Source organism: Pseudomonas sp. efr-133-TYG-103a, assembly GCF_030209235.1.
Taxonomy (GTDB): Bacteria; Pseudomonadota; Gammaproteobacteria; order Pseudomonadales; family Pseudomonadaceae; genus Aquipseudomonas.
In genome coordinates this window covers 432,060-455,779 of sequence record NZ_JARVSK010000011.1, presented here as the reverse complement: position 1 = coordinate 455,779, position 23,720 = coordinate 432,060, and the positions used below count along the sequence as shown (strand labels likewise).

Sequence of the window (23,720 nt, the reverse complement as noted above, 5' to 3'; positions counted from 1 at the left end):
TACCACTGCGAAATCTGCGAAGCAAGTTTTATTTGCTGGCGCCATCCTGAAATCCGAACTGCCTGCGTTCGGTAAGCGATTGATTTTCCTCGCCCGACACCCGATATTCACCGGGGCCGTCCTGCGCGTCCGGTTTGCCCGCGCTTTTTGCGGGGCGCGCCATGGGCACATCGCCCCGTCATGGCTTGTTACTTTTGCGCTTGTCAGCCGAGCCGTGTTGGTGCGAAATACCCAACAAGGTGCGCCGCTGGCCGTTCATTCAGCCTTGCCGCCTGCACATCCAGACGCCGCACGCCGTACCGGGCAGCGTTCATTCGAGGAAAAATCCGTGACCGATACACCGGCGATCAGCCGCAACCCCCACGCGCCGGAAGAGCCGCCTGAAGAGCCGATAACCCCTGAAGACAGCGCCTCGGTGGGCGAGCGCCTCAAGGCCCTGCGCCAGAGTCGCGGTCTTTCGATCCGTGGGCTGGCTGAGCTGGCGGGCGTACCGCATGCCACGTTGTCGATCATCGAACGCGACAAATCCAGCCCTTCGGTGAGTATCCTCAAGCGCTTGCTCAAGCCACTGAACGTCACCCTCAGCGTGTTCTTTTCGGATTCGGCGGTGGTCGACCGCGCGGTGTTCTACAAAGCCAGCGAACTGGTCGAACTCGCGGACGGCAAGATGCTGTCGTACCGACAAGTGGGCGCGAACCTGGCCAACAGCTCGATGATGATCCTGCACGAGCGCTACGAACCCGGTGCCGACACCGGCCAGGAAGGCGAAGAGCTTTACTCTCACGAAGCCGAGGAGGGCGGCATCATCATCGAAGGCCGGCTGGAAATGACCGTCGGCGATGAGGTGCGCGTGCTGTCGCCTGGCGACGCCTATTATTTCGACAGTCGCTTGCCACACCGCATGCGCAACCCGTTCGATGAAGTGTGCGTAGTGGTCAGCGCGGTCTCGCCTCCGACCTTCTGATGCTCTCGGCCCATGCTCATGCCCACGGCTGCGCCTTGAGCCGGTCTTCCAGAAAATCACGGAACACCCGAATGCGCGGGCTCAAGTGTTTCCTGTTCGAATAGATCAGATAAAGCGGCTCCTGGTCAGGCACGCTGAAGTCAGTCAGCAGAGGGATCAGACGGCCCTCGCGGAGATCGGCGCCGATGTGGAACTGCGCCAGCCTGACGATTCCTGCGCCGCTCAAGGCCATTTCCCGCAACAGGTCACCCTGCGAGAACACGGCCTTGGGCGTGATCGGAATCGTGCGGATCACGCCCTCCGGGCTGAGGAATTGCCAATTGTTCCACGCACTGTGAAAGCCGAAATTGAAGCAGTCATGCCCGAGCAGCTCGTCAGGCCGGGTTGGCGTTCCCCGGCGCGCCAGATACTCCGCTGACGCGCACGTGACCCACGCGCTTTCCCCGATCTTGCGCGCGACTCTCGAGGAGTCGGGCAGGCCGCCGCTGTGGATGGCGATGTCCAGGCCCTGATCGAACAGGTCAACGTATTGCGGGCCAACCTGCACATCGACGGTCAAGCCGGGGTAGGCCGCCAGAAAGTCAGGCAGCCAGGGCAGGATCTGATGCTTGGCGAACGTCGTCATCGTGTGGATACGCAAGGCGCCGCTCACCCGATCCGGGAACGCCTGCGCCAGCGAGTCGGCCTCGGCCATGGCGTTGATCACTGCCCGCGCGCTCACCCGGTAGGCTGCACCTTCGTCGGTCAGCGTCAGGGTTCGGTTGCCTCGCTGGAACAGTCGCACCTGCAGCCGGTCCTCGAGCCGCGTGATCAGCTTGCTGATGGCCGAGGGCGTCAGGCCGTTGGCCCGTGCAGCCGCTGAAAAGCTGCCATGTTCGGTCGCCCACATGAAGGCCAGCATCTGAGAATAATTGTCCATTTGCACGCTCGTGACAGGCTGCGATCGTCACGCAGCCTGCCAGCAATCAACCCTTCGAACAACGCTCGCCCTGCGCTCCGGACGCAGATATCAGCGAATGAACCGCTGGATATAGTCGTCCGGCAAGCCCAGCGAGGCGTAATGCTTGCGCGCCGCTTCCAGCTTGGTGAACACGTCTTCGTAGCCCACCGCGACACCTTGCGGATCGACGTAGGTGTAGCCGCCCTGAACGTGAAACCAGGTAATCATCTCATCGACGCCTTCAGGCACGAACAGGGTGTGGGTCTCGCCCGGCGGTTCGTAGGCAAACGAACCCTGTTCGGCGACCCAGTCGTGCTCCAGGTAGTACCAGCGGCCCTTCAGCACCAGCGCATGAACGCCGCCGCTGTGACGATGGCGGGACAGCACACCGCTCTGACGGACGCGCAGCAGGTTGATGTAGTAACCACCGGTGGTGCTCAGCAACAGTGGCTTGAAGGACACCGATGCGGTGACCGGCACCCAGAGCGCGTCATCTTCCAGCCAGTCGGTCAGGACGCCGGGGTGAACCATGTCCGGCGTCATGAACGGCACTTGTGGCAGTTGATAGGGAATCGCGAGTTCGTCTGGCTTGGTGGGCGTGCTCATCGGTCTGCTTCCACGGTCGATTATCGAAAGTCCCGGCGACTTGAATGGCCGGGTCGAGAACAGAGTAGGCCAGCAACGTCTTCGGGAGAACCTTCCGGCGGGCACAGTGGCTGTGAACGCACGTCACAGCAGAAGGGCTGATCAGGTTATCGGTTTGCCGGATGAGCGCAGCCAGCGAGCGGAAAGATACAGCGCTAGCTCAGGCCCGCCCCCGGCTTTCCTGGACGATCCTTCCGGCATCGCGTCCCGGCGGCAGGCCAAACACCTTGGCGTAATCCCGGCTGAACTGTGTCGGGCTTTCATAACCCACCTCATACGCGGCGGCCGTTACGCTTCTGGCGCTGCCCACCATCAATGTGCGGGCCTGAAGCAGGCGCACGCGTTTTTGATATTGCAACGGACTGAGCGTGGTCACGGCCTTGAAGTGGCGATGAAACGCCGACACGCTCATGGCCGCGCGCTGCGCCAGATGCTCCACCCGGAGCGGCTGAGCGAAGTCCCGGCGAATCCACTGAATGGCCTTGTTCACGCGGGCCATGGCGGTGTCCGGTGCCGCGATTTCCCGCAGCATCCAGCCGTGCGGGCCCTGCAGAACGCGAAACAGGATTTCGCGTTCATAGGCTGGCGCCAGCGCCGTGATCGCATCGGGATCGCCCATCAGGCGCAACATGCGCACCCAGGCGTCCATCAGTTCCGGGGTCACTGCCGCCACCGAGAATCCGGGGTCGCTGTCGTGGCGTGAGGCAGGTTCAGGCAGGTCCGCGAGCAACGTCGCGAGGATCACCGGATCCAGCGTGAGGCTGACCGCCAGATAAGGTTCACCGGTCGCGGCAGGGTGCACCGTGCCGATGGCCGGCAGTTCGATGGACATCACAAAGTAGGTGGCCGGATCGTAACGCAGGGTCCGGTCGCCCACCGTCATGCTCTTACTGCCCTGCAGAATCAGGTTGATCATCGGGTCGTACACCGCAGCCAGCAGGTGTTCCGGGATCTTCCCCTGGACCATGGCGACACGCGGTATGCCGGTCTCGGTGAGACGGTTCTCAGCGGCGGCAGTCAGTGTGCGAAGTTCATTCAGTTGATTTTCCATGGCCGCCATGCTGACGGCTGCGTGAGCACAGGCGCAAGTGAAAAGCAGAAACAGGCAGGATCGGGGCAGGAACGGTTGCGTCCGCCGGTGCCGATACGCCTACCGTGAACGCTCTTTCAGCAACCCTCGTGGAGAGCATCATGGGCGTCATCGTCATTACCGGAGGCAGCCGTGGCATCGGCGCCAGCACCGCCAGACTGGCCGCCCAGCGCGGCATGGGCGTCATCCTGACGTACAACGATCAGCCAGAGGCGGCGGCAGATGTCGTGCGCAGCATCGAGGACGCCGGTGGCAAGGCCGTCGCGCTCAAACTCGATGTCGCCGACACCGGCAGCTTTGCAGCGTTTCGGGCAACGCTCGTCGACACATTGAACAAGCATTGGGGCGTCGACAGCCTGACCGGGCTGGTCAATAACGCGGGTTACGGGCTGTTCAATCCGCTTGAATCGGTCACCGAGGCGCAATTCGACGGCCTGTTCGGCGTGCACCTCAAGGGCCCGTTTTTCCTCACGCAGGCCTTGCTGCCGTTGCTGGCGGAGCAGGCCAGCATCGTCAACCTCACCAGTGCCACGACGCGGGTGGCCACCGCAGGCGTCGCGCCGTATGCGGCGTTCAAAGGTGGACTGGATGTCCTCACCCGGTACATGGCCAAGGAGTTCGGCGAACGACGCATCCGTGCCAATGCCGTTTCACCGGGTGCCATCCGCACCGATCTGGGTGGCGGACTCACAGACGAATTCGAAGCCTTGCTGGCTTCGCAGACGGCACTCGGCCGTGTCGGCGAGCCCGATGACGTGGCGCGTGTCATCGTCATGTTGTTGAGCGAAGAGGGCGCGTGGATCAACGCGCAGACCCTGGAAGTCGCGGGCGGCTACATCATCTGACAACGAGGGGAAACACATGCTGGATCATATTTTTCTGACGGTCAGCGACATCGCCCGATCCGTTGCATTTTACGAAGCGACGCTGTCGCCGCTGGGCATCACTGCCCGGCTGGATTACGACGGCAAGGATGGCCCGCCTGGCCATCCGGACCTCAAGGGTTTCGGCGCCAACGGCCGGATGTTTTTCTGGCTGCGCGAGGGCGTGGTGGAAGGTCGCGCCGCCCACGTGGGATTCGTCGCCGACAGCCAGGCGCACGTGCAGGCCGCGTATGCCGCCGCCATGGCGAACGGTGCAACGGACAATGGCGCGCCCGGCGCGCGAGTGCATTACGACCCGGATTATTACGCCGGCAATGTGCTCGACCCGGACGGCTACAGCCTGGAATTCGTCTACAAGAAATGGCAGCACGGCGCATGAATACATTGCTCATTTACGGAGCGACCGGCTACACCGGGCGCATGGCCGCCCGTCGCGCCAAAGACCTCGGGCTGGCGTTCGAAATCGCCGGTCGCAATCGCCAGGCGCTGGCGTCTCTGGCCGAAGAGCTGGGCGTCGGCTACCGCGTCTTCGAGGCCAGTTCCGGTGCCACGCAGGCCCTCGACGGTGTTCGGGTATTGCTCAACTTTGCCGGTCCCTTTGCCCATACTGCGCCAGCCCTGATGCAGGCGTGCATCGAGGCAGGTGTTGATTATCTGGACATCACGGCCGAGATCACTGTCTACCGGCTGGCTGAGCGACTGGGCGACCTGGCCAGCGAAGCCGGCGTGATGCTGATGCCGGGTGTCGGCTGGGATGTCGTGCCGACCGACAGTCTGGCGGTGCGGTTGGCCCGGCGAACGCCCGATCCGCGGGCACTGCGCATTGCCCTGCAGGTTCCGGGTTCGATGTCCCGTGGCTCGGCCATGAGCGTGGGCGAGATCGTCGCCGCCGGTGTGATGGCGCGGGTCGACGGTGAACTGGTGGCCACCCCTGATGCAGCCGCGCAACCGTTCGATTTCGGTGACGGTCCGGTTCTCTGCGAGCCATTGTCGTTCGGCGATCTGGTGACGGCCTGGCATTCGACGCAGATTCCTGACATCGCCATGTACGTGCATATTGCCGCTGACGCGTTTCCCCAAGGCGACCTTGCGTTGCTTCCCGACGGGCCGACGGCCGCCGAACGCGAAGCCCATCGCGCTCGCGCAGTGGTCGAAGTGACGGCGGCAGACGGCGCGGTTTCGCGTTCGGTGATCGAGACCGTCAACGGTTACACCTTCACGCCGCTGTCGGCCATTGAAGCGGCGCGCCGCGTCTTGATCGGCGAACGGCAGCCTGGCTTCGAAACCCCTGCACGGGTATTCGGCAGCGATTTTGCCGAATGTATCGAAGGGACCGTTATCAGCGACGATTAGCCCTGGCGTGCGCGCTCACGTCGGGGTGGCACCTCAATGCCCGGGCGTGATGTCGCGGCCGGGATCTTGAATCGCGCGGCGTCGCGCGCAGGTGGCAGACCGAACAGGCGGGCGTATTCACGGCTGAACTGCGATGCGCTCTCGTAGCCCACTGTGTAGGCGATGGACGTGGCGTCCAACGTGTCGAACAACAGCAGCCAGCGAGCCCTTAACAGGCGCAAGCGCTTCTGATACTGGATCGGTGTCATGCCGGTCACCGATCTGAAATGCCGGTAAAACGCCGCGACGCTCATGTCCGCCATGCCCGCCAGCGGTTCTACCCGGAAAGGTTCGGTGTAATGTTCGCGGATCCAGTGCGTGGCGCGGCGGATCTGCGCCAGGCGACCTTCGGGCCGCGCCATGTCGCGCAGCATTTCGCCCAACGGTCCCTGCAGTGCGCGAAAGAGGATCTCCCGCTCGATCATGGGCGCGAGCACGCCAGCTTCATCGGGACGGTCCATCAAACGCATCATGCGCAGCCACGCGCCGATCATTTCCGGTGACGCCGTCACCGCGTCGAAACACCCATCGCCCGGCGCGTTCGAGGCCTTGCCCTCGTCCAGCAACAAAGCGGCGATCACCTCGCTGTCCAGGGTCAGGCTGACCGCAAGGTAAGGCTGGTCTTGATCTTCGGCGTGCACCTGCCCGGTCGCCGGCACATCCACTGAAACCACGAAGTAGCTGCCTGCGGGATATCGCCGCACGCCATCGGCGATCGACAGGGTTTTGCGGCCTTGCAGCACCAGATGCAGCATCGGCGGATAGACCTGATCGGCGCACGCCTCAGCGCGGACCATTGCCACGCGCGGCAGTCCGGTGTCGGTCCATTTGTCATTTGCGCGCATCACCAGATTGCGCAGTTCCGCCAGTGCATTTTCCATGTCTGCGACCATGGGCCAGTTGCCGAGGCCGCGCAAGCGTTTGAGAAGAATAGGCAAGGATGCGCGACAAACCGGCACGCTGCACCAGAGCGATGAGCGAATACTGGGTCAATGCGCTGCGTCGATTCGCGACGGCAGGTGCAGGGCGGCCACGGGCCGCTCTCGGGTACTCTCACTTAACAGAAGGTCGTTGCCATGAAGCTTCAAGGAAAAACCGCATTAGTCACCGGGGCCTCCAAAGGCATCGGCGCAGGCATCGCCCGGGCACTGGGCGCGCAGGGTGCGACAGTGATCGTCAATTACGCCTCCAGTCGACGTGAGGCCGAGGCGGTGGTGGCTGACATCGCCTCGAACGGCGGGTCGGCTTTGGCGGTGCAAGCGGACATGAGCCGCGAGGCGGACGTCGTGCGCCTGTTCGAGACCATCCGGGGTGAATTCGGCACGCTGGACATCCTGGTCAATAACGCTGGCGTTGCGGTGTTCCAGCTCATCGATGACCTGACCGAAGAGGCATTCCACAAGCAATTCAACCTCAACGTACTCGGCTACTTGCTGGCGATTCGCGAAGGCGTGAAGTTGCTGTCGTCCAAAGGCAGTGTGATCAACATCAGTTCCATCCTCAGCACTGACCCGTACCTGGCGTCCAGCGTCTATTCCGCGACAAAAGGCGCCGTCGATACATTGACCTTCGCGCTGGCCAGAGAGCTGGGGCCGCGCGGGATTCGGGTCAATTCGATTCTGCCGGGGCATACCAACACGCCTGCGACCGACGGACATTTTGCCGGTGAGCTGGGCGAGAAGTTGATTGCTGGCACTCCGTTAGGGCGCTTTGGCGAGCCTGAGGACATCGCAGGGCTGGCGCTGTTTCTGGCGTCGGATGATGCGCATTGGGTGACCGGCGAATCCATTCGCGCCTCCGGCGGCGTTCGGGGCGTGGGCTATTGATCGCGTTTGGTTGATCGAAGTAGAGGCTAGTCGAAGCAAAGGCGAATCGAAGCAGAGGCGAATTCGAGCAGGACGACAGGCAAAGCAGCTGACTGGCCAGCGTCAGGCAGAACGTCTGGCCAGTCTGAGCGCTGAATCAGGAACCGCTGCCGGAGCGAGTGCCGGAAGTGCCCGTGCTGTCGGAGCTCGATCCTGCGCCGGACGGTGTCTTGTTGCCCGGGCTTGAGTTACCGCCGCTGCCGGCCTCGCCGCCGGAGCCGGGCAACGCGGTGCCATTGGTGTTGGCGCCGTTGGTGCCACTTGGGCGCGAGGAACTGTCAGACGTCGAACCGCTCGTGCTGCTGCCACTGGAAGTGCCCGAGCCGGTGCTGCTGGTGGCGGCCATCAACGGCATTGACAGCGCGCAGGTCAAGCCGGCGATCGCGAATGCAAAACTCATCTTGTTTTTCATCTAGTAAGCCTCTTCGCAAGAATGAACAAAGGTCAAAGCTGGCAGGGTTGCCAGTTGCTCTCAGTGTGTGACTCATCCGGTGTGCAGAAGAGTTTGCAAAAATAAATAATCCGCGATGAACGGTCAGGTGCCGGTGTCATCGAGTGAATGTTTCCCGGCGTCGCAAAAACCGTGATTGATATATGCACCACTGATCAACTAGAGTTGTGGGTACTCACCGATATCAGGAGCTACACATGTCCCGCCTTGCCGAATTCCGTAAACTTGAACAGCAGCTCGCCGCGCAACTGGCGGAGCTTGAAACGCTGAAGAACGATTCCGGCCTTCAAAAGGAGATCGAGTTCGAAACCAAACTGCGTAACTTGCTGGGCGAGTACAACTTCAGTCTGCGCGAAATCGTCAGCATCCTCGAGCCGCAGTCCGGCAGCCGCAAGGGCGCACCTGCAGTCGCCGAGAAGTCGACGCGCAAAGCGCGTTCGGTCAAGGTCTACAAAAACCCGCATTCTGGCGAGCTGGTAGAAACCAAAGGTGGCAACCACAAGACGCTGAAAGCCTGGAAAGCCGAATACGGCAGCGCCGAAGTGGAGTCCTGGTTGTCCAAGTAACGCCAAGGCTTTCGCCATCGCTTCGAGGACAATAGTCCCCGACGATGTATAACCTGCCAACAGCAGTTGCAAAAGAGGCGCTCTAAAGAGCGCCTCTTTTTTTTGCCTGACCCATGGCGCCTGTCTATCCGGGCAGGTCGGCCCTGCATCTCGTCTTCGCCGGCGGTGAACTTTCGCAAGTAAACCGTTCGTCTCCGGGTGCATTCCCGGACGAAATTATCCGGTTCTCGCTGCCTCGAAACTTCTGTTGCATCAGCCTTGCGTTTTTTCAAGTCGCCCATCAACAGTTACCGAGGAGTTCAATCATGACCCACTGCATTCGTCACCTGGCGCTTGCCGCAGTTTGCATCTTCAGCAGCCTGAGTTACGCGGCAGAGGAACCCAGCGTCACGCTCGATCGTCCTGGCGCGGGCGTGAGACAGATTAAGGAGGGCGATAATGTCCCTGATGAATATCAGCGCGAGAGCCTGGCACTCAAGGATTGGCAACAGCGTCACCTGAGTGCGCCGGGCAAGAATGAGCAATGGGTGGAAATTCAGGATAAATATGCGCTGGTCACTATTCCGACCGGCACCATCAAGCAGATGGTCGACAAATCGAAGGTCAAGCCGTAATCCGATGTATGCGTTCCGAACGCCGTGGCCCGAAAAGGACAGGCGTTCGGAGGCAACTTACCCGTGTGACACTGGTTAAATCAATTGGCGGCATTACCACCGTGGGCTTTGGCCAGCGCCTTGGCTTGCTCAAGGTGCGCTTTCAGCTTGGGCAGCGTCGCAGTCGCAAATGCTTTCAGGTCGGCATCCTTGCCATCGTTGGCTTCTTCTTCGAACAGTTTGATCGTCGCTTCGTGAGCATTGACCTGATTGTTGGCGTACGCCTGATCGAACGACTTGGCGCTGCGCAACTCGAGAATCATGGATTTGGCTTTGTCCATCAACTGCGCGTCAGTCGACACTTCGAGCTTTTTCGAACGTGCCAGCGACTTCAACTTTTCATTGGCGGCGGTGTGGTCTTTGACCATCATCTCAGCAAACGATTTCACGTCGGCCGAGGTGCCTTTTTCCTGCGCCAGTTTACCGGCCTCGACTTCGGCCACGCCTTTGGCTGAGGCATCTTCAACGAAGTCGTCGCTGTCCTGAGCGGCATAAACGGCTTGAACACTCAGGGCGATGGCAAGTGCAAGTGCGGAAGTCTTGATGAAATGGGCCATGGGGTCGTTCCTTATTTTGGTGTTGTTTTATAAAGGGTGTTTTTGGGCAATGATTGCCTTCATGGTTTCGGACTGGGCCCTGTCGGGTTCGTTCAGCGTTTTTGCCGGGACGCGCGTGCGCGGGGGCCGCATAGGGCACTCTGACGCTTGCCCGCCTGCGTATCGACTGCTCGTCCTGTTCGCGCATCAACTGAATGAACTTCATCAATGGCCGCGCATTCTCAAGAGGACACAGAGCGCTTATGACCCTTCGCTGCTTGAGGTCGTTATAGGTAATAACGGGATGCAGTGGAAAAAGGTCTGACACCATGCGATCAGCAGCAGAATGCCAGGTGGGAAAAAATTTCTGCGTAGTGTTTCGACCCCGGTATCCAGAAGCGTGTGGAATATGAAAACCGTTCTGATCGTTGACGACGAATACCTGATCGCCGACATCCTCAGTTTTGCCCTCGAGGATGAGGGCTTCATGACGGTCACGGCCACCAGCGCACTGAAGGCGCTTGAAATATTGGGGCGTGAGCGCCCGGACCTTATTGTCACCGACTTTATGATGCCCGGGATGACGGGGCTTGAGTTTGCCGAGCGAGTCAAGCAGAACGCCGCGTATCTGCCGACGCCGATCGTGTTGATGAGCGGCGCCCAGGCGCACTTGGGTACGGCGCGGCCGGATCTGTTTCTGGAGGTGTTCGAGAAGCCCTTCGATATCGCCGCGATGGTCGCCAGGATCAAGGCATTGCTGCATGCCTGACGTCCATCACGACGCCAGCCCCTCAGCCTTTACTGTGCTCCTGAGAAGTGGGGCCTTTGACGATACCTCTCGGGCCGTAAAGACCCCAGATGATCCAGCCCACCACTGGCAGCGCAAACACCAGGACGATCCACCCCAGCTTCGTGGCCGCCGTTTTCTGGCTGCGCGACACGCTGTAGGCAATCCATGCATCGATCAACAGGACGACGATCACGACGCCCAGGGCAAACATTGTCATTTCCATCACAAAGACCTCCGCAGGTTGCGATACCTGTTGAGAGTCATCGCCAAGGCCGCGGTTTGAAATACCGGCAGCAATGCTGACAGGCGGCCGCCGCGTCGCCACAGCCACGTCGGTGCCCCGGCAGATATCCGCAATCGCCCGCAAATAAATGGAACTCGCCTCAGCACCTGCTGACAAATTGCCACTAGTACTCAGCAGAGGCGAGTTCCATGCTTGAATCCCGTGCCGTGACGCTCCTCGTGACCTTCGTCGATGAACTGGCGTACACCGTTGCGCCGCTGGATTTCACGGCACTTCTGTATTTGCGGGATCAAGGCTACGTGGACGTCTCCATCCAAGGGGGCCGCGTGGTTGCGAGGCGCACCCCTCAGGGCAATCGGTTCGTCAGCGAACGGACGTCGGTTCGCGCGGCGAGACCCAACAGCTGACCCACGTCACGCCGTCAGCGCAAGCGCCGCGCCTGGGGCAGCGCGGCAAAAGCTGGATCACATCGTGCCCAGCGGGTCACGGCTGGCGACGGTCTGGTCCACCAGCCGAATGCTGTTGCGTCCGCCGCGCTTGGATTCATACAACGCGGCGTCACTCTGTTCGATCAACGCCGCGAGGCTGGCAGGCGGCTGCACGAACAGATTCGCTCCGATGCTCAGGGTCACCGGCTCCGGCGTGCTGAAGGCCTGCGACGCGGCTTTGTGGAACTGCTCGCGCAACGTGTCGCTCAATCCCAGGATGCGTTCGCTGGAGGCGTGGCTCAGCAGGATCACGAACTCATCGCCACCCAGGCGCGCCGCCAGCGAGCCTTCGGGCAACACCGCGCGAATCATCTCGCTCAGGGCAATCAACAGGCGGTCGCCTGCGGTGTGGCCATACAGGTCGTTGACCGGCTTGAAGTTGTCGATGTCCAGCAGCAGCAACGCGCCGGGCCGGTCGGCACTGACGTCTTCCAGCAGGCGCGGTGCCCGGACTTCCAGCGCGCGGCGGTTGTACAGCGCTGTCAGCGGGTCGCGAGCGGCCAGGCGCGCAATGCGTTTTTCCCGCCGATAGCGCTCCGAGCCTGTCATCGACAGCGCGATGAGCATGATCGCCATGGCGCCTTCCACCAGCGAAATCTGGATGATCTCGCCCCGAAACGCCGCCAGGTCGATCAGTGTGCCAGGCACTACGGCCGTCACCGCCTTGGAAAAATAGAAAATGCCGTGGGCGAGCAACACGTAGCGTAATTGCACTGCGCCTTCGCTCAGCGAACGGCCATGGGGCCGCAGCAGGAAGCTGGCGCGCAGCATCAGCAGCGTGATCAGCAGGGAGTTGGCGACCAGCATGACCTTCGACCACCAGGGCTGATCCGGCAGAAACAGCAAGCCCAGCCAGACCACGAAGATCAGGTACCAGGCCCGCGACAGCCGCGCCTCGGTAAAGCGCGCCACGCCCAGCAGGAACAGAAAGTGGGCCGTCACCAGCAAGCCGTTGGCGAACCAGATGCCGATGATCAGAATGCCGCTGCTGCGTAACAGCGCCAGTACGCAGCCGACGCTGATCGTGGCGAACCCGGCGCTCCAGAACAGCAGCGAAGGCTCGCGGACATTGCGCCATTCCACTGCCAGATACAGCGCGGCGGCTGCGGCCAGGGCGATCGAGAGAGTCAACATCGTGGTGGGATCGAGCGCCATAAACTGCCTGGTTAGTCTGCTTGCGATAAAAAGTGGCGATTGTAAGCGTTTGAGCAGGTTTTTCGGAGCGTCCGTTTGTCTCTTTACCGAACGCCTGCAAGTGGCACCGGAACATCCGATAGAATGACGCTCCTATCCGGCCGGGTGCGATCCGGGACGCAAGCGAGGCGGCATTGATCGAACGAAGAGAATTCAGCGGATGCATGAAGGGCAAGAACCTTCGTTATCTGGATGAGAACACGCAGCCATCGGCGCAGACCCGGGCGGGATTTCTCCTGCTCGAGCATTTTTCGCTGCCGGCCTTCACCCAGGCACTGGATACCATCGTCACGGCGAACCTGCTTCGTCCCACGCTGTTTTCGTCACGCACGTTCGGTCTGCTGGACGGCGAGGTCACCAGTGATCTGGGCCTGATCATCCGCCCTGACGCGCAGCTGGATGCGCACGCCCTCAAAGAACTCGACTTGCTGGTGATCTGCGGCGGCTACCGAACCGAACTGAAGGCCAGTGAAGAGCTGATCCATCTGCTGGCGAATGCCGCGCAGCTGGGGCTAACCCTGGCCGGTCTGTGGAACGGGGCCTGGTTCCTCGGGGCGGCGGGCCTGCTCGACGGCTACCGTTGCGCCATTCACCCCGAGCACCGGGCCGCGCTGGCCGAGATATCCAAAGTCGCCCGCGTGACCAGCGAAGCCTTTGTGGTGGATCGCGACCGCCTGACCGCCTCAAGCCCCGCAGGGGCTTTCCACATGGCGCTCGAGTGGATCAAAGGGCTGCACGACAAGGCATTGATCGAGGGCATCGAAGACATTCTCTCCTTCGAAGAGTCGCGCTACAGACGTATCAAGCCCACCCGCCACTTGTCTGTCAGTGCGCCGCTCAGGGAAGTCGTCAATCTGATGGATGCCAACCTGGAAGAACCGCTGGAACTGGAGCAACTGGCCGCTTACGCAGGGCGTTCGCGGCGACAGATCGAGCGCCTGTTCAAGGAGCAACTGGGCACCACGCCCCAGCGCTATTACATGGAACTGCGCATCACCGAAGCGCGGCGTCTGCTGCAGCACACCGAGTTGTCGCAGGTTGAAGTGCTGGTTGCGTGCGGCTTCGTCTCGCCCAGTCATTTCAGCAAATGCTACAGCGCCTACTTTGGCTATCGGCCCTCCAAGGAAACGCGTCTGGTGAAGTGAAGATTCGGCGGGCAGGAATCAGCCGTGTTCGTTGAGGGGTTGACGGCGCAAGCGTGTAGGCTTGGCGCAGTCTGGATCGTGAGAGTATTGATGAGTGAAATGAGCACCAAGATCATTACCGTCGAAGGCCATGCCGCTCTGAAAAAAGAGCTGGATTACCTGTGGCGCGAACATCGTCCGGACATCACCCAGAAGGTGACATGGGCGGCTTCGCTGGGTGACCGCAGCGAGAATGCGGACTACCAGTACAACAAGAAGCTGCTGCGCGAGATCGATCGCAGGATCCGCTACCTGCGCAAACGCCTTGAGGACATGCGCGTCGTCAGCTATTCGCCCGAGCAGGAAGGCCGGGTGTTCTTCGGCGCCTGGGTGGAAGTCGAGGACGAGGAGGGCGAAACCAAGAAGTTTCGCATCGTCGGGTATGACGAGATTTACGGGCGCATGGATTACATTTCCATCGATTCACCGATGGCCAGGGCGCTGCTGAAGAAAGAAGTCGGCGACGAGGCGGCGGTGCCCGTTCCCGCAGGCACCAAGCTCTGGTGGATCACCCACATCGAATACCCGAAATAACCCGCCAGCGTGCCAGCCCAGGCGCGCAAGCATTTACAGCCCAGACGCGCTGCCCTGGCGAGATCAACCCTCGCGAAGCACGGTCAGGGGGCTTGCGTTGAGCGCCCGGCGCGTGCCGAACACGCCCGCGCCGCCCACCAGCAGTGCGCCGATCAGCGGCAGCAGCAGTAACCAGGCGTGCGGGTGCCATTGCAGATTGAAGGCGTAACGGTAGAGCGCGAAGCTCACCAGCTCGCATCCCAGTGCCGCCAGCACGCCACTGACGGCGCCCAGCAGTCCGAACTCGATGCGTCGCGCTTTGGTCAGCAACGCGCGGTTGGCGCCCAGTGCCCGCAGCAGCGCGCCTTGGCGGATACGCTCGTCGAGCGTCGCCTGCAACCCGGAGAACAGCACCGCAAGGCCTGCCGCCAGCACGAACAGCAGCACGTACTGCACGGCGAGCGTGACCTGATCGAGAATGCTGCGCAGCTGCTCGAGCAACGCCTCGACCTGAAGGATCGTCACGGCCGGGAACGCCCGCGACAGTTCAACGATCTGCTGATCGTTGCCCGGCGCCAGATAGAAGCTGGTCAGGTAAGTGGTGGGGACATCCTCGAGGGTGCCCGGCTGGAAGATCACGAAGAAGTTGGGTTGGAAGGTGTCCCAGTTGATGTCGCGCAGGCTGGTGACCTTGACCTCCCGACTGACCCCGCCGATCACGAACCCGAGGGTGTCGCCCAGCTTCATGTTCAGGCTGGCGGCCAGCTTGGCCTCCACCGATACGCCCGGTGTGACGCCCTCGGCCGGCAGTTGATCGTTCCACCACTGGCCCTGGGTGATGCTGTTGCCTTCCGGCAATCGTGCCGACCAGGTCAGGTTGAGGTCACGCTGGGTCGCGTTTTCGCCACGGGAGTCCTTGGTGACGAATTTGCTCACCGGTTCGCCGTTGATGGTCATCAGGCGGCCCGGAATCATCGGGTACAGGGGCGCGCTGTGGCTGGACAGGCGGCCCATTTGGCCGGCGAAGTTGTCTTTGTCGTTGGGCAGGATGTTCAGCGCAAAATAGTTCGGCGCGTCCTTGGGCAACTGGTTCTGCCAGGTGTCGAGCAATTCGCCGCGCAGCAGCGCGATCAACCCCATCGACAGCAGGATCAGACCGAACGCCAGCGATTGACCGGCCGCCGCCATCGGGTGACGCAAGAGTTGACCCAGGCCCAGACGCCAGGGCAACGAGGCGCCGGCTAGCAAGCGACGAAGGCTGCGCAGGGCCAGCAGCAGGACCGCGCCAAGCACGAGCGCGGCGATCACGCCCCCGCCGAGCAGGGCGAAGGTCAGCACCAGGTCCAGACTCAAGCGCCACATGATCAGGCCCAGCGCAAACAGGGCCGCGCCGTAGACCAGCCAGGTGCTCGCAGGAATCGGCAGCATGTCGCGGCGCAGCACGCGCAGCGGCGGAACGCGACCGAGCGCCGCCAGGGGCGGCAGCGCGAAACCGGCGAGGGCGACGAGCCCGGTGCCGATCCCTGCCAGGGCCGGAAGCCAACCGCCGGGAGGCACGGCAGCCGGCAGAAGACTGTCGAGCAGGTAAAACAGGCCGAGTTGGGCGAACCAGCCCAGCAGGGCGCCGACCACACTTGCGGCGATGCCGAGCATGGCCAGTTGCAGGCTGAACAGCAGCAACGCTTCGCTGCGCGATAATCCGAGGCAGCGCAGCAGCGCGCTGGCATCGAAACGCCTGACCGCGAAGCGCGCCGCCGAGAGCGCCACCGCGACACCCGCCAGCAACACCGCCACCAGACTCGCCATGTTCAGATAACGCTCGGCCTTGCCCAGCGCACCGCCGATCTGCTGATTGCCGTCGCGAGCGTCGTCGATCTTCTGATTCGGCGCCAGGCTGGGTTCCACGGCCTTGCGGTACGCCGCAAGCGCCTGCGGCGTGCCGCGCCAGAGGTCCCGATAGGTCACGCGGCTGCCGGGCTGCACCACCTTGGTGGCCTCAAGATCAGCCATGTTGATCATCACCCGCGGCGTCAGGCTGTAGAAATTACCGGCACGATCCGGCTCGTAGGTGAGCACGCGGGTCAGCTTCAAGGTTTTGGAGCCGACGTCGATGCTGTCGCCGACCTTGAGGTCCAGCGCCACCAGAACCCGCGCCTCGGCCCAGGCCTCACCCGGCTGCGGCTCGCCGCCGCTGACCTCCGGCTGATACGGCGCCTCGGCGCTTTTCAGCTCACCGCGCAGAGGGTAAGCCGCGTCGACGGCCTTCACGCTGGCCAGTTGAATGCCGCTGTCGGTGGCAACGACGCTGGAGAAAATCACGATGTGCGAATGATCGAGCTTCAGTGCAGTGCCTGCCTCGATCTGTTCGGGTTTGGCCGGCGTGGAACCGCCAAGGATGAGGTCAGCGCCAAGAAACTCCGTGGCGCGCAGCAGCATGGCGCTGTTCAGGCGCGCTCCGAAATAACCGATGGCGGTGCTCGCCGCGACTGCGACGATCAGGGCGAAGAACAGCACCCTCAGTTCTCCGGCGCGGGCATCGCGCAGAAGCTGGCGGGCGGCAAGACTGAGCAGGCGGGCGAACGGCAGGCGTGCCATCAAGGCTCCAGAGGGGCGGCGAGTCGGCCACCTTCAAGTCGGATCAGGCGCCGGCAACGATGGGCCAGGCGTTCGTCATGGGTCACCAGCACCAGCGTCGTATTGCGTTCCTGGTTCAACTCGAACAACAGGTCGCTGATCCGCTCGCCGGTGTGGCTGTCGAGGTTGCCGGTAGGCTCATCGGCAAACAGTACGTCGGGATCGGCGGCAAAGGCACGAGCGATCGCGACCCGTTGCTGTTCGCCGCCGGACAGCTGACGCGGCGTGTGGGTCAGGCGCTGGCCCAGCCCGACCCGCTCAAGCAGGTGTCGGGCGCGATCCCTGGCGTCCTTGCGACCTTCCAGCTCCATGGGCAGCATCACGTTTTCCAGGGCATTGAGGCTGTCGAGCAACTGGAAGGACTGGAACACGAATCCCACGTGTTCGGCACGCACCCTGGCGCGTTGATCTTCGTCGAGCTCGCTCAGGTTGCGGCCCGAGAGCATCACCGAACCGGCGCTGGGCAGGTCCAGCCCGGCGAGAAGGCCCAGCAGGGTGGACTTGCCCGAACCCGATGCGCCCACGATGGCCAGCGTGTCGCCCTTGTTTAGTTCCAGGGAGAGTTCGTGCAGGATGGTCAGGTCACCTTCGGTGCTCGGGACCACTTTGCTGAGGTGCCGGGCACTGAGAATACTTTCGCTCATGGAGAATCCGATGCGTGCGTGGTTTTTAAGTGCTGGCCTGGGTTTGCTGCTGTTGTCTCAAGGAGCCATGGCAGGCACGGTGCTGATCGTTGGCGATAGTATCAGCGCCGCTTTCGGCCTGGATACCCGCCTGGGGTGGGTCAGTCTGCTGGAGCAGCGCCTGGCGGATCAAGGTTACAAGGACAAGGTCGTCAATGCGTCGGTCAGCGGCGACACCAGTGCCGGCGGCCAGGCGCGGCTGCCGGCGCTGCTTGCAGCGCATAAACCGGATCTGGTGATCCTCGAACTGGGCGGCAATGACGGCCTGCGCGGCCAGCCGCCGGCGCAATTGAAACAAAATCTTGCATCGATGATCGACAGCTCGCGGGCCGCCGGCGCGAAAGTGCTGTTGCTGGGCATGCAGATTCCACCCAATTACGGCGCCCGCTATACCGATGCATTCAAGCAGGTATACGCCGACCTTGCGGCCGAGAAGAAGGTCGCGCTGGTGCCGTTCATGCTGGAAGGCGTAGGCGGCCATCCCGAGTACACCCAGGCCGATGGTCTGCATCCGGCGGCCAACGCTCAGGGCAAATTGCTCGAAAACGTCTGGCCGCAGCTAAAACCGCTACTTTAAAGGGCTGCAGGCCTTTTCTGGACGGGGGCTTTCGGCTAATGTGGCGCCCCCGAACTGGAGCCCCCGATGCCGCGCCGTCCCGCCTGGTCACTTTATGCCTATCAACTGATCGAGCCTGACGAGCAGCTTGACCTGTTCGCCTGCCAGGAAGTGCTTGTGCATCTGGTCGCGCGGCAGCTGGAACTGGCAGGTTCCGCCGACCGTACGCTGTGCGGCACGCTGTTGCCCGCTCAGCCACGCTGGTCGGGGGTCGAGCAGGCGATCTACCAGGACGAGCGCCTTTGTCCGCTGTGCCGCGCGATCATCGATGCGCAGCGACGTGGCATGCACCCCATCTGGCCTGAGCTCGAAGCAGGCGTGTAAGCCGTCGCGCCTACTCCCGAAGCCGTTGGCGTGCGTGTACAATCGCGCTCATTCAAGCCTCCCGTTTACCCAAGGATTCCCGGATGTTGTCGCGCATTCCAGCTTTCGCCCGCTGTCTGTCGCTTGCTGCACTGTGTGCGGCCGGCCCTGTTTCTGCTTTGGAATTCCCGCTGCCGCCGCCGGGCGAGGACATCATCGGGCAAGTCCAGACCGTGACCGCCCGCTACGAAGACACCTTCGCCGATCTGGGCACCCGTTACGATCTGGGTTATCTGGAAATGATCGCGGCCAACCCGGGTGTCGATGCCTGGCTGCCGGGCGCCGGTACTCAGGTGGTCCTGCCGACGCGTTTCATCCTGCCGCCGGGCCCACGCGAGGGGATTGTCATCAACCTCGCCGAGTATCGTCTGTATTACTACCCGAAAGGACAGAACGTGGTGTACACGTTCCCGCTGGGTATCGGCCGCGAGGGCTGGGGGTCGCCGGTGTCCACCACCAAGGTCACGGCCAAGACGCCAAACCCGACCTGGACGCCACCCGCGTCAGTCAAGGCCGAGCACGCCGCAGACGGCGACATCCTGCCCAACGTCGTGCCGGCAGGTCCGGACAACCCGCTGGGGCCGTTCAAATTCGGCTTGGGCCTGCCGGGCTACCTGATTCACGGCTCCAACAAGAAGTTCGGCATCGGCATGCGCACCAGCCACGGCTGTTTCCGCATGTACAACAACAACGTGCTGGAGATGGCGGACATGGTGCCGGTGGGCACCACGGTGCGGATCATGAACGAGCCGTACAAGTTCGGCATCAGCGGCGGCAAGGTCTATCTCGAAGCGCACACGCCGCTGGACGAAAGCGGCAACCCTTCGGTGGTCGACAAGCACACTGCCGTCATCAATGCGCTGCTCAAGCGTGAAGACCTGGCCAATAACCTGCGCATCAACTGGGATGAGGTGCGTGACGTGGTCGCCGCCGAAGACGGCATGCCGGTGGAAATCGCCGTGCCCGGCACGCCGGCTCCGGTGGTCAGCAGCGCGCCTGTGACCCTGCAGTAACGACGCCGCGCGCGAGACCCGGCCATCAGGCTCTGCAGCAGAGCAGGGTGGTCGGGTTTTTTGATGCCTGAACGCGTCATGCAGGCAATAAAAAAGCCGACCCGTAACCGGGTCGGCTTTTTAATAATCCCGAAGGGACTATTACTTGCGGCTTGCCTTGTCCAACATGCGCAGAGCGCGCTCGTTGGCTTCGTCAGCAGTCTGCTGAGCTTTCTGAGCAGCAGCCAGAGCTTCATCTGCCTTGCGATAGGCTTCATCAGCACGAGCTTGTGAACGAGCGGCTGCGTCTTCAGTAGCAGTCAGACGAGCTTCGGTTTCTTTGGATGCGCTGCTGCAACCGGTAGCCAGAACTGCGGCCAGGGCCAGAGCAGAGAATTTCAGAACGTTGTTCATCGTGTTCCCCTTAAAGGACTTCTATCAAGTTAGTCATCTCTCGAAAGTGAGAAAATGACCGGCGTACATAGTACCCATTGTTTGTAGTAAGTAAACGGACCCAACGCAAGAACTGCATAAAATTCTTTGCTTTGAAAGTGTTCCGAGCAACTCCTCACGTTTTTTATCGGAAAAAGACCATCGCTGTCAGGCGCAGTCGCCTGTCAGGGATTCGGGCGCAGTCGGTGACGCTTAAATGTGCCCATGGTTGCCGAAGTCGGTCCGCAGTGCCTGATCAAATCCCGAAAGGGATTACATCGAATCGCAGGCGACCTTTTTTGTATAGACGATGATCGTTACAGGCGCATCCTTGACTGTGTTTAAAGTGACTTTGCCGTGAGCAGGGCGTCTCAATGGACATTCGTCGGCGACGTCAGGTTCAACCGAAAGAGCGGTCAGATGTGCGGCAGCGCATTTTGCTGTTGATTCCCTTGAGCAGATTCGACAATGGTGCCTACTATTTGCAGGTGCTCATTTGTTTGAGAACAGCAAAGCTCTTCTCGGTGTCCAAACAGGCACAGGGTGGCGTAGAGGTTCCTTCGCCGGACAAACATCGGTAAGGTAGGGGTCAAAATCCAAGACCCGCGAGGAGTAGTGATGAGCGAGGCGTTGTCCATCCACCATGACGAGACCGGTCACCAGTTCGAGGTGAACATTGACGGTCATCGTGCCTATCTGACGTATATGGACCTGGGGAAGCAGACCCTGGATATCTACCGCACCTTCGTCCCTAATGCATTGCGTGGACGCGGTATTGCAGCGGCACTGACCGAAGTGGCGCTCGATTATGCGGACAGCATGGGCTACACCGTGATCCCGTCGTGCTCGTATGTGGAACGTTACATGGAGCGCAATCAGCGTCAGGCCGCGAAGATCTGACCTGAGACTGAATGAAAAACGCCGAGCATTTGCTCGGCGTTGTCGTTTCTGGCGTCCGGATCAGCCGCGCTGGCGCTTGGGCAGGACGTCCTTGAGCTTGGCGTGCATGCTGCGCAAGGTTTTCTCGGTGCTGTCCCAGTCGATGCAGGCATCGGTGATCGACACGCCGTATTGCAGGTCGGCCAGATCTTTGGGAATAGCCTGGCAACCCCAGTTCAGGTGGCTTTCGACCATCAGGCCGATGATCGACTGGTTGCCTTCGAGAATCTGGTTGGCGACGTTTTCCATGACCAGTGGCTGCAGCGCCGGATCCTTGTTGGAGTTGGCGTGGCTGCAATCGACCATGATATTGGCCTTGATCTTCGCCTTGTCCAGCGCCTGCTCGCACAGGGCGACGCTCACCGAGTCGTAGTTCGGCTTGCCATTACCGCCGCGCAGCACGACGTGGCCGTAGGCGTTGCCCTTGGTGGTGACGATGGACACGCCACCTTCCTGGTTGATGCCCAGGAAACGGTGCGGATTGGAAACCGACTGCAGGGCGTTGATCGCGACGGTCAGGCCGCCATCGGTGCCGTTCTTGAAGCCGACGGCGGAGGACAGGCCCGAAGCCATCTCACGGTGGGTCTGGGATTCGGTGGTGCGCGCGCCGATGGCCGACCAGCTGATCAGATCCTGCAAATACTGCGGGGAGATCGGGTCGAGTGCTTCGGTGGCGGTCGGCAGGCCTTTTTCGGCCAGATCCAGCAGCAGCTGACGACCGATGTGCAGACCGTCCTGAATCTTGAAAGAGTCGTCCAGGTACGGGTCGTTGATCAGGCCTTTCCAGCCAACGGTGGTGCGTGGCTTTTCGAAATACACACGCATGACCAGATACAGCGTGTCGGACACCTCCGCCGCCAGCGCTTTGAGGCGGTCGGCGTATTCGTGGGCGGCCTTGATGTCGTGGATCGAGCAAGGCCCGATCACGATGAACAGGCGGTGATCCTTGCCATCGAGAATGTCGCGGATGACTTCGCGGCCCTTGCTGACAGTGGCTTGCGCGGCTGCAGTGAGGGGAATTTCGCGTTTGAGCTGATCCGGAGTGATCAGTGTCTCGTTGGAGGCAACGTTGAGGTCGTCAATCGGTAAATCAGCCATCGTGTTACTCATCAGGTCACGGATGCTGGCCGCCAGCGTCCCCGTGCGGCGGAGCCGAGCATTATTGAGCGCAACGGGGGAGCGGAACCTTAGCGCGTTAGCCGGTAGTTCGACAATGGGTAATGGCCGCTTTCGACCAACAAACACGGCTTTGCAGGGCGCACCGGGCAACCGGCGGCCGCGAATGAGCGGAATTTGCAAAGCCGGCCTCCGGCAGCGATATAGTGTGCAGCCTGAAACGGGGGAATCACGTGGATCAATTGCAACTGACAGACTTCGACGTCGATCGGCAGCTGTTGTCATTGCCGGGGACGTCGCTGCTGATTTTCACCAGCATCGGCTGTGCCAGCTGCCGTTGGGCGCGGCATCATCTTCCCGGGCTGAATCTTCCCATCGAGCGAATAGCCTGGATCGACGCCGAAGAAAATGGCGGTGCGGTACAGCGCTATGGCGTGTTTCATCTGCCGGCGATGTTTGTCGTGCGTGACGGCGAGTTCTACGGCGCGTTGCGCACGCAGATCGCTGCCGACGCGATCATCCGCGGCCTTGAACAGGCGCTGTCCGGCGAACCTGACGAATTACCATAAGAGGCGTCCATGAACGAAAGCACCACCCAACCCCGTATCGGCATCATCGGCACCGGCGCCATCGGCGGTTTCTATGGCCTGATGCTGGCGCGCGCCGGCTATGACGTGCACTTCCTGCTGCGCAGCGAGTTCAGCGCCGTCTCGCAGAACGGCCTGCGCCTGGACAGTCAGGTGCATGGCCTGCTGACGCTGGAGAATGCTCAGGCGTACGCAAGCGCTGCGGACATGCCGCCTTGCGACTGGCTGCTGGTGGGGGCCAAGACCACCGGAAATGACGGCGTCGCCCCTGCGATCGTCCAGGCGGCTGCGCCCGGCGCCAACGTTTTGCTGCTGCAGAACGGCCTTGGCGTGGAGGACGATCTGCGGGGGCTGCTGCCGGATTCGCTTCATCTATTGGGTGGGCTGTGCTTTATCTGCGTCCACCGCAGCGGCCCGGGCGAGATCGTTCATCAAGCGTTCGGCGCCGTGAACATCGGCTATCACAGCGGCCCGGCCGAAGACGCTGCCGCAAGCCTGCGTAGGGTCGAGCAGGGCGCGGCGTTGTTCCATGCCGCGGGCATCGAGTCGGTGGCGATGGACAACCTCGACAAGGCCCGTTGGCAGAAACTGGTGTGGAATGTGCCTTACAACGGCCTGTCGGTGCTGTTGAAGGCGAGCACCACGCCATTGATGGCCGATCCCGACAGTCGTGAACTGATTCAAGGTTTGATGGCCGAAGTGGTCCAGGGCGCCGAGGCTTGCGGGCATTCGCTGCCGCCGGGATATGCGCAACAGTTGTTCAGCGTGACCGGGCAGATGCCGGATTATCGACCGAGCATGTACCACGACTACGTCGAAAAACGCGCGCTGGAGCTGGAAGCGATCTACGCCAGACCATTGGCCGCAGCGCTGGCGGCGGGCTGCGACATGCCGAAGATCAGGGCGCTGTATCACGCGCTGGCGTTTCTCGACCGCAGCAATCGTTGAGCGCACGGCGC

30 protein-coding genes are annotated in these 23,720 nt (G+C 61.8%); 19 read left to right on the top strand and 11 right to left on the bottom strand.

Features of this window, described 5'->3' with window-relative positions; genetic code table 11:
- Window positions 1–328 precede the first annotated feature (328 nt).
- Window positions 329–964: a cupin domain-containing protein gene (locus tag QRN36_RS27555; protein ID WP_177182024.1), complete on the top strand. Its 636-nt coding sequence runs from the start codon at window positions 329–331 to the stop codon at window positions 962–964.
- Window positions 965–980: 16 nt separating this feature from the next.
- On the opposite strand, the gene QRN36_RS10585 is transcribed toward QRN36_RS27555, so the two are convergent.
- The 3 genes from QRN36_RS10585 to QRN36_RS10575 all read right to left on the bottom strand — a co-directional run bounded on the left by QRN36_RS10585 (window position 981) and on the right by QRN36_RS10575 (window position 3,600).
- The gene (locus tag QRN36_RS10585; protein WP_285424025.1) at window positions 981–1,883 is read right to left on the bottom strand and encodes a LysR family transcriptional regulator; all 903 of its coding nucleotides are present in this window, start codon (window positions 1,881–1,883) and stop codon (window positions 981–983) included.
- A 90-nt stretch (window positions 1,884–1,973) separates the two neighbouring features.
- On the bottom strand, window positions 1,974–2,510 hold the full coding sequence (locus QRN36_RS10580) for a 2,4'-dihydroxyacetophenone dioxygenase family protein (protein WP_285424024.1): 537 nt from the start codon (window positions 2,508–2,510) through the stop codon (window positions 1,974–1,976).
- A 199-nt stretch (window positions 2,511–2,709) separates the two neighbouring features.
- Window positions 2,710–3,600: an AraC family transcriptional regulator gene (locus QRN36_RS10575; RefSeq protein ID WP_285424023.1), complete on the bottom strand. Its 891-nt coding sequence runs from the start codon at window positions 3,598–3,600 to the stop codon at window positions 2,710–2,712.
- A 140-nt stretch (window positions 3,601–3,740) separates the two neighbouring features.
- Here QRN36_RS10575 and QRN36_RS10570 point away from each other — a divergent pair, with 140 nt between their 5' ends.
- Genes QRN36_RS10570 through QRN36_RS10560 form a run of 3 tightly spaced genes read left to right on the top strand, consistent with a single transcriptional unit; the run spans window position 3,741 to window position 5,876 of the window.
- The gene (locus QRN36_RS10570; RefSeq protein WP_285424022.1) at window positions 3,741–4,484 is read left to right on the top strand and encodes an SDR family NAD(P)-dependent oxidoreductase; all 744 of its coding nucleotides are present in this window, start codon (window positions 3,741–3,743) and stop codon (window positions 4,482–4,484) included.
- A gap of 16 nt (window positions 4,485–4,500) precedes the next feature.
- The gene (locus QRN36_RS10565; RefSeq protein ID WP_285424021.1) at window positions 4,501–4,902 is read left to right on the top strand and encodes a VOC family protein; all 402 of its coding nucleotides are present in this window, start codon (window positions 4,501–4,503) and stop codon (window positions 4,900–4,902) included.
- Complete coding sequence (locus QRN36_RS10560; RefSeq protein WP_285424020.1) at window positions 4,899–5,876, top strand: trans-acting enoyl reductase family protein; 978 nt, start codon at window positions 4,899–4,901, stop codon at window positions 5,874–5,876. The genes QRN36_RS10565 and QRN36_RS10560 overlap by 4 nt, the downstream gene beginning before the upstream one ends.
- Here QRN36_RS10560 and QRN36_RS10555 read toward each other — a convergent pair.
- On the bottom strand, window positions 5,873–6,796 hold the full coding sequence (locus tag QRN36_RS10555) for an AraC family transcriptional regulator (RefSeq protein ID WP_285424078.1): 924 nt from the start codon (window positions 6,794–6,796) through the stop codon (window positions 5,873–5,875). The genes QRN36_RS10560 and QRN36_RS10555 overlap by 4 nt on opposite strands.
- A gap of 195 nt (window positions 6,797–6,991) precedes the next feature.
- Between QRN36_RS10555 and QRN36_RS10550 the strand changes: the two genes are divergently transcribed.
- The 4 genes from QRN36_RS10550 (at window position 6,992) to QRN36_RS10535 (ending at window position 9,411) form a co-directional block, all read left to right on the top strand.
- Window positions 6,992–7,741 carry an SDR family NAD(P)-dependent oxidoreductase gene (locus QRN36_RS10550; RefSeq protein ID WP_285424019.1) on the top strand — a complete coding sequence of 250 codons (750 nt, stop codon included), beginning with the start codon at window positions 6,992–6,994 and terminating at the stop codon, window positions 7,739–7,741.
- Between the two features lie 173 nt (window positions 7,742–7,914).
- The gene (locus QRN36_RS10545; protein WP_177182025.1) at window positions 7,915–8,196 is read left to right on the top strand and encodes a hypothetical protein; all 282 of its coding nucleotides are present in this window, start codon (window positions 7,915–7,917) and stop codon (window positions 8,194–8,196) included.
- Window positions 8,197–8,428: 232 nt separating this feature from the next.
- Window positions 8,429–8,797 (top strand): histone-like nucleoid-structuring protein, MvaT/MvaU family, encoded by a 369-nt coding sequence (locus QRN36_RS10540; RefSeq protein ID WP_093458349.1) that lies wholly within the window; start codon window positions 8,429–8,431, stop codon window positions 8,795–8,797.
- Window positions 8,798–8,910: 113 nt separating this feature from the next.
- The gene (locus tag QRN36_RS10535) at window positions 8,911–9,411 is read left to right on the top strand and encodes an RcnB family protein (RefSeq protein WP_285424018.1); all 501 of its coding nucleotides are present in this window, start codon (window positions 8,911–8,913) and stop codon (window positions 9,409–9,411) included.
- Window positions 9,412–9,491: 80 nt separating this feature from the next.
- Here the strand turns inward: QRN36_RS10535 and QRN36_RS10530 are convergent, their stop codons facing one another.
- The gene (locus QRN36_RS10530; protein ID WP_285424017.1) at window positions 9,492–10,007 is read right to left on the bottom strand and encodes a DUF4142 domain-containing protein; all 516 of its coding nucleotides are present in this window, start codon (window positions 10,005–10,007) and stop codon (window positions 9,492–9,494) included.
- Here QRN36_RS10530 and QRN36_RS10525 point away from each other — a divergent pair.
- Both QRN36_RS10525 and QRN36_RS10520 read left to right on the top strand, forming a co-directional pair.
- The gene (locus QRN36_RS10525; RefSeq protein WP_285424016.1) at window positions 9,994–10,311 is read left to right on the top strand and encodes a hypothetical protein; all 318 of its coding nucleotides are present in this window, start codon (window positions 9,994–9,996) and stop codon (window positions 10,309–10,311) included. The two genes, QRN36_RS10530 and QRN36_RS10525, sit on opposite strands and share 14 nt — an antisense overlap.
- 84 nt (window positions 10,312–10,395) lie before the next feature.
- A complete protein-coding gene (locus QRN36_RS10520; protein ID WP_285424015.1) occupies window positions 10,396–10,755 on the top strand; it encodes a response regulator in 360 nt (119 codons plus the stop codon).
- Between the two features lie 22 nt (window positions 10,756–10,777).
- On the opposite strand, the gene QRN36_RS10515 is transcribed toward QRN36_RS10520, so the two are convergent.
- Window positions 10,778–10,999 (bottom strand): PLD nuclease N-terminal domain-containing protein, encoded by a 222-nt coding sequence (locus tag QRN36_RS10515; protein WP_285424014.1) that lies wholly within the window; start codon window positions 10,997–10,999, stop codon window positions 10,778–10,780.
- Between the two features lie 209 nt (window positions 11,000–11,208).
- Here QRN36_RS10515 and QRN36_RS10510 point away from each other — a divergent pair, with 209 nt between their 5' ends.
- Window positions 11,209–11,427: a hypothetical protein gene (locus tag QRN36_RS10510; RefSeq protein WP_285424013.1), complete on the top strand. Its 219-nt coding sequence runs from the start codon at window positions 11,209–11,211 to the stop codon at window positions 11,425–11,427.
- Window positions 11,428–11,484: 57 nt separating this feature from the next.
- Here QRN36_RS10510 and QRN36_RS10505 read toward each other — a convergent pair whose 3' ends face one another.
- Window positions 11,485–12,663 (bottom strand): GGDEF domain-containing protein, encoded by a 1,179-nt coding sequence (locus QRN36_RS10505; RefSeq protein WP_285424012.1) that lies wholly within the window; start codon window positions 12,661–12,663, stop codon window positions 11,485–11,487.
- Between the two features lie 173 nt (window positions 12,664–12,836).
- Between QRN36_RS10505 and QRN36_RS10500 the strand changes: the two genes are divergently transcribed.
- Together QRN36_RS10500 and greB are read left to right on the top strand one after the other, a co-directional pair.
- On the top strand, window positions 12,837–13,847 hold the full coding sequence (locus QRN36_RS10500; RefSeq protein WP_285424011.1) for a GlxA family transcriptional regulator: 1,011 nt from the start codon (window positions 12,837–12,839) through the stop codon (window positions 13,845–13,847).
- A gap of 99 nt (window positions 13,848–13,946) precedes the next feature.
- On the top strand, window positions 13,947–14,420 hold the full coding sequence (greB, locus tag QRN36_RS10495; protein WP_093458357.1) for a transcription elongation factor GreB: 474 nt from the start codon (window positions 13,947–13,949) through the stop codon (window positions 14,418–14,420).
- A 63-nt stretch (window positions 14,421–14,483) separates the two neighbouring features.
- Here the strand turns inward: greB and QRN36_RS10490 are convergent, their stop codons facing one another.
- The gene (locus QRN36_RS10490; RefSeq protein WP_285424010.1) at window positions 14,484–16,994 is read right to left on the bottom strand and encodes an ABC transporter permease; all 2,511 of its coding nucleotides are present in this window, start codon (window positions 16,992–16,994) and stop codon (window positions 14,484–14,486) included.
- Complete coding sequence (locus QRN36_RS10485; protein WP_285424009.1) at window positions 16,994–17,677, bottom strand: ABC transporter ATP-binding protein; 684 nt, start codon at window positions 17,675–17,677, stop codon at window positions 16,994–16,996. The genes QRN36_RS10490 and QRN36_RS10485 overlap by 1 nt, the downstream gene beginning before the upstream one ends.
- A 10-nt stretch (window positions 17,678–17,687) precedes the next feature.
- On the opposite strand from QRN36_RS10485, the gene QRN36_RS10480 reads away from it, so the two are divergent.
- From QRN36_RS10480 to QRN36_RS10470, 3 genes are all read left to right on the top strand, one after another.
- Complete coding sequence (locus QRN36_RS10480) at window positions 17,688–18,293, top strand: arylesterase (RefSeq protein ID WP_285424008.1); 606 nt, start codon at window positions 17,688–17,690, stop codon at window positions 18,291–18,293.
- 66 nt (window positions 18,294–18,359) lie between these two features.
- Complete coding sequence (locus QRN36_RS10475) at window positions 18,360–18,656, top strand: hypothetical protein (RefSeq protein WP_093458361.1); 297 nt, start codon at window positions 18,360–18,362, stop codon at window positions 18,654–18,656.
- Between the two features lie 83 nt (window positions 18,657–18,739).
- On the top strand, window positions 18,740–19,708 hold the full coding sequence (locus QRN36_RS10470; protein ID WP_285424007.1) for a L,D-transpeptidase family protein: 969 nt from the start codon (window positions 18,740–18,742) through the stop codon (window positions 19,706–19,708).
- Between the two features lie 141 nt (window positions 19,709–19,849).
- On the opposite strand, the gene oprI is transcribed toward QRN36_RS10470, so the two are convergent.
- Complete coding sequence (gene oprI, locus QRN36_RS10465; RefSeq protein ID WP_003199355.1) at window positions 19,850–20,101, bottom strand: outer membrane lipoprotei OprI; 252 nt, start codon at window positions 20,099–20,101, stop codon at window positions 19,850–19,852.
- A 636-nt stretch (window positions 20,102–20,737) separates the two neighbouring features.
- Here oprI and QRN36_RS10460 point away from each other — a divergent pair.
- Window positions 20,738–21,019, top strand: a complete 282-nt coding sequence (locus tag QRN36_RS10460; RefSeq protein ID WP_093458363.1) for a GNAT family N-acetyltransferase — start codon at window positions 20,738–20,740, stop codon at window positions 21,017–21,019.
- 60 nt (window positions 21,020–21,079) lie between these two features.
- On the opposite strand, the gene QRN36_RS10455 is transcribed toward QRN36_RS10460, so the two are convergent.
- Complete coding sequence (locus tag QRN36_RS10455; RefSeq protein WP_093458364.1) at window positions 21,080–22,156, bottom strand: 3-deoxy-7-phosphoheptulonate synthase; 1,077 nt, start codon at window positions 22,154–22,156, stop codon at window positions 21,080–21,082.
- Window positions 22,157–22,407: 251 nt separating this feature from the next.
- Here QRN36_RS10455 and QRN36_RS10450 point away from each other — a divergent pair, with 251 nt between their 5' ends.
- Both QRN36_RS10450 and QRN36_RS10445 read left to right on the top strand, forming a co-directional pair.
- Window positions 22,408–22,743, top strand: coding sequence for a thioredoxin (locus tag QRN36_RS10450; protein WP_285424005.1), 336 nt, complete (start codon window positions 22,408–22,410; stop codon window positions 22,741–22,743).
- Window positions 22,744–22,752: 9 nt separating this feature from the next.
- Entirely contained in the window at window positions 22,753–23,709 is a 957-nt protein-coding gene (locus QRN36_RS10445; RefSeq protein WP_285424004.1) for a putative 2-dehydropantoate 2-reductase, read from the top strand.
- Window positions 23,710–23,720: the final 11 nt, after the last annotated feature.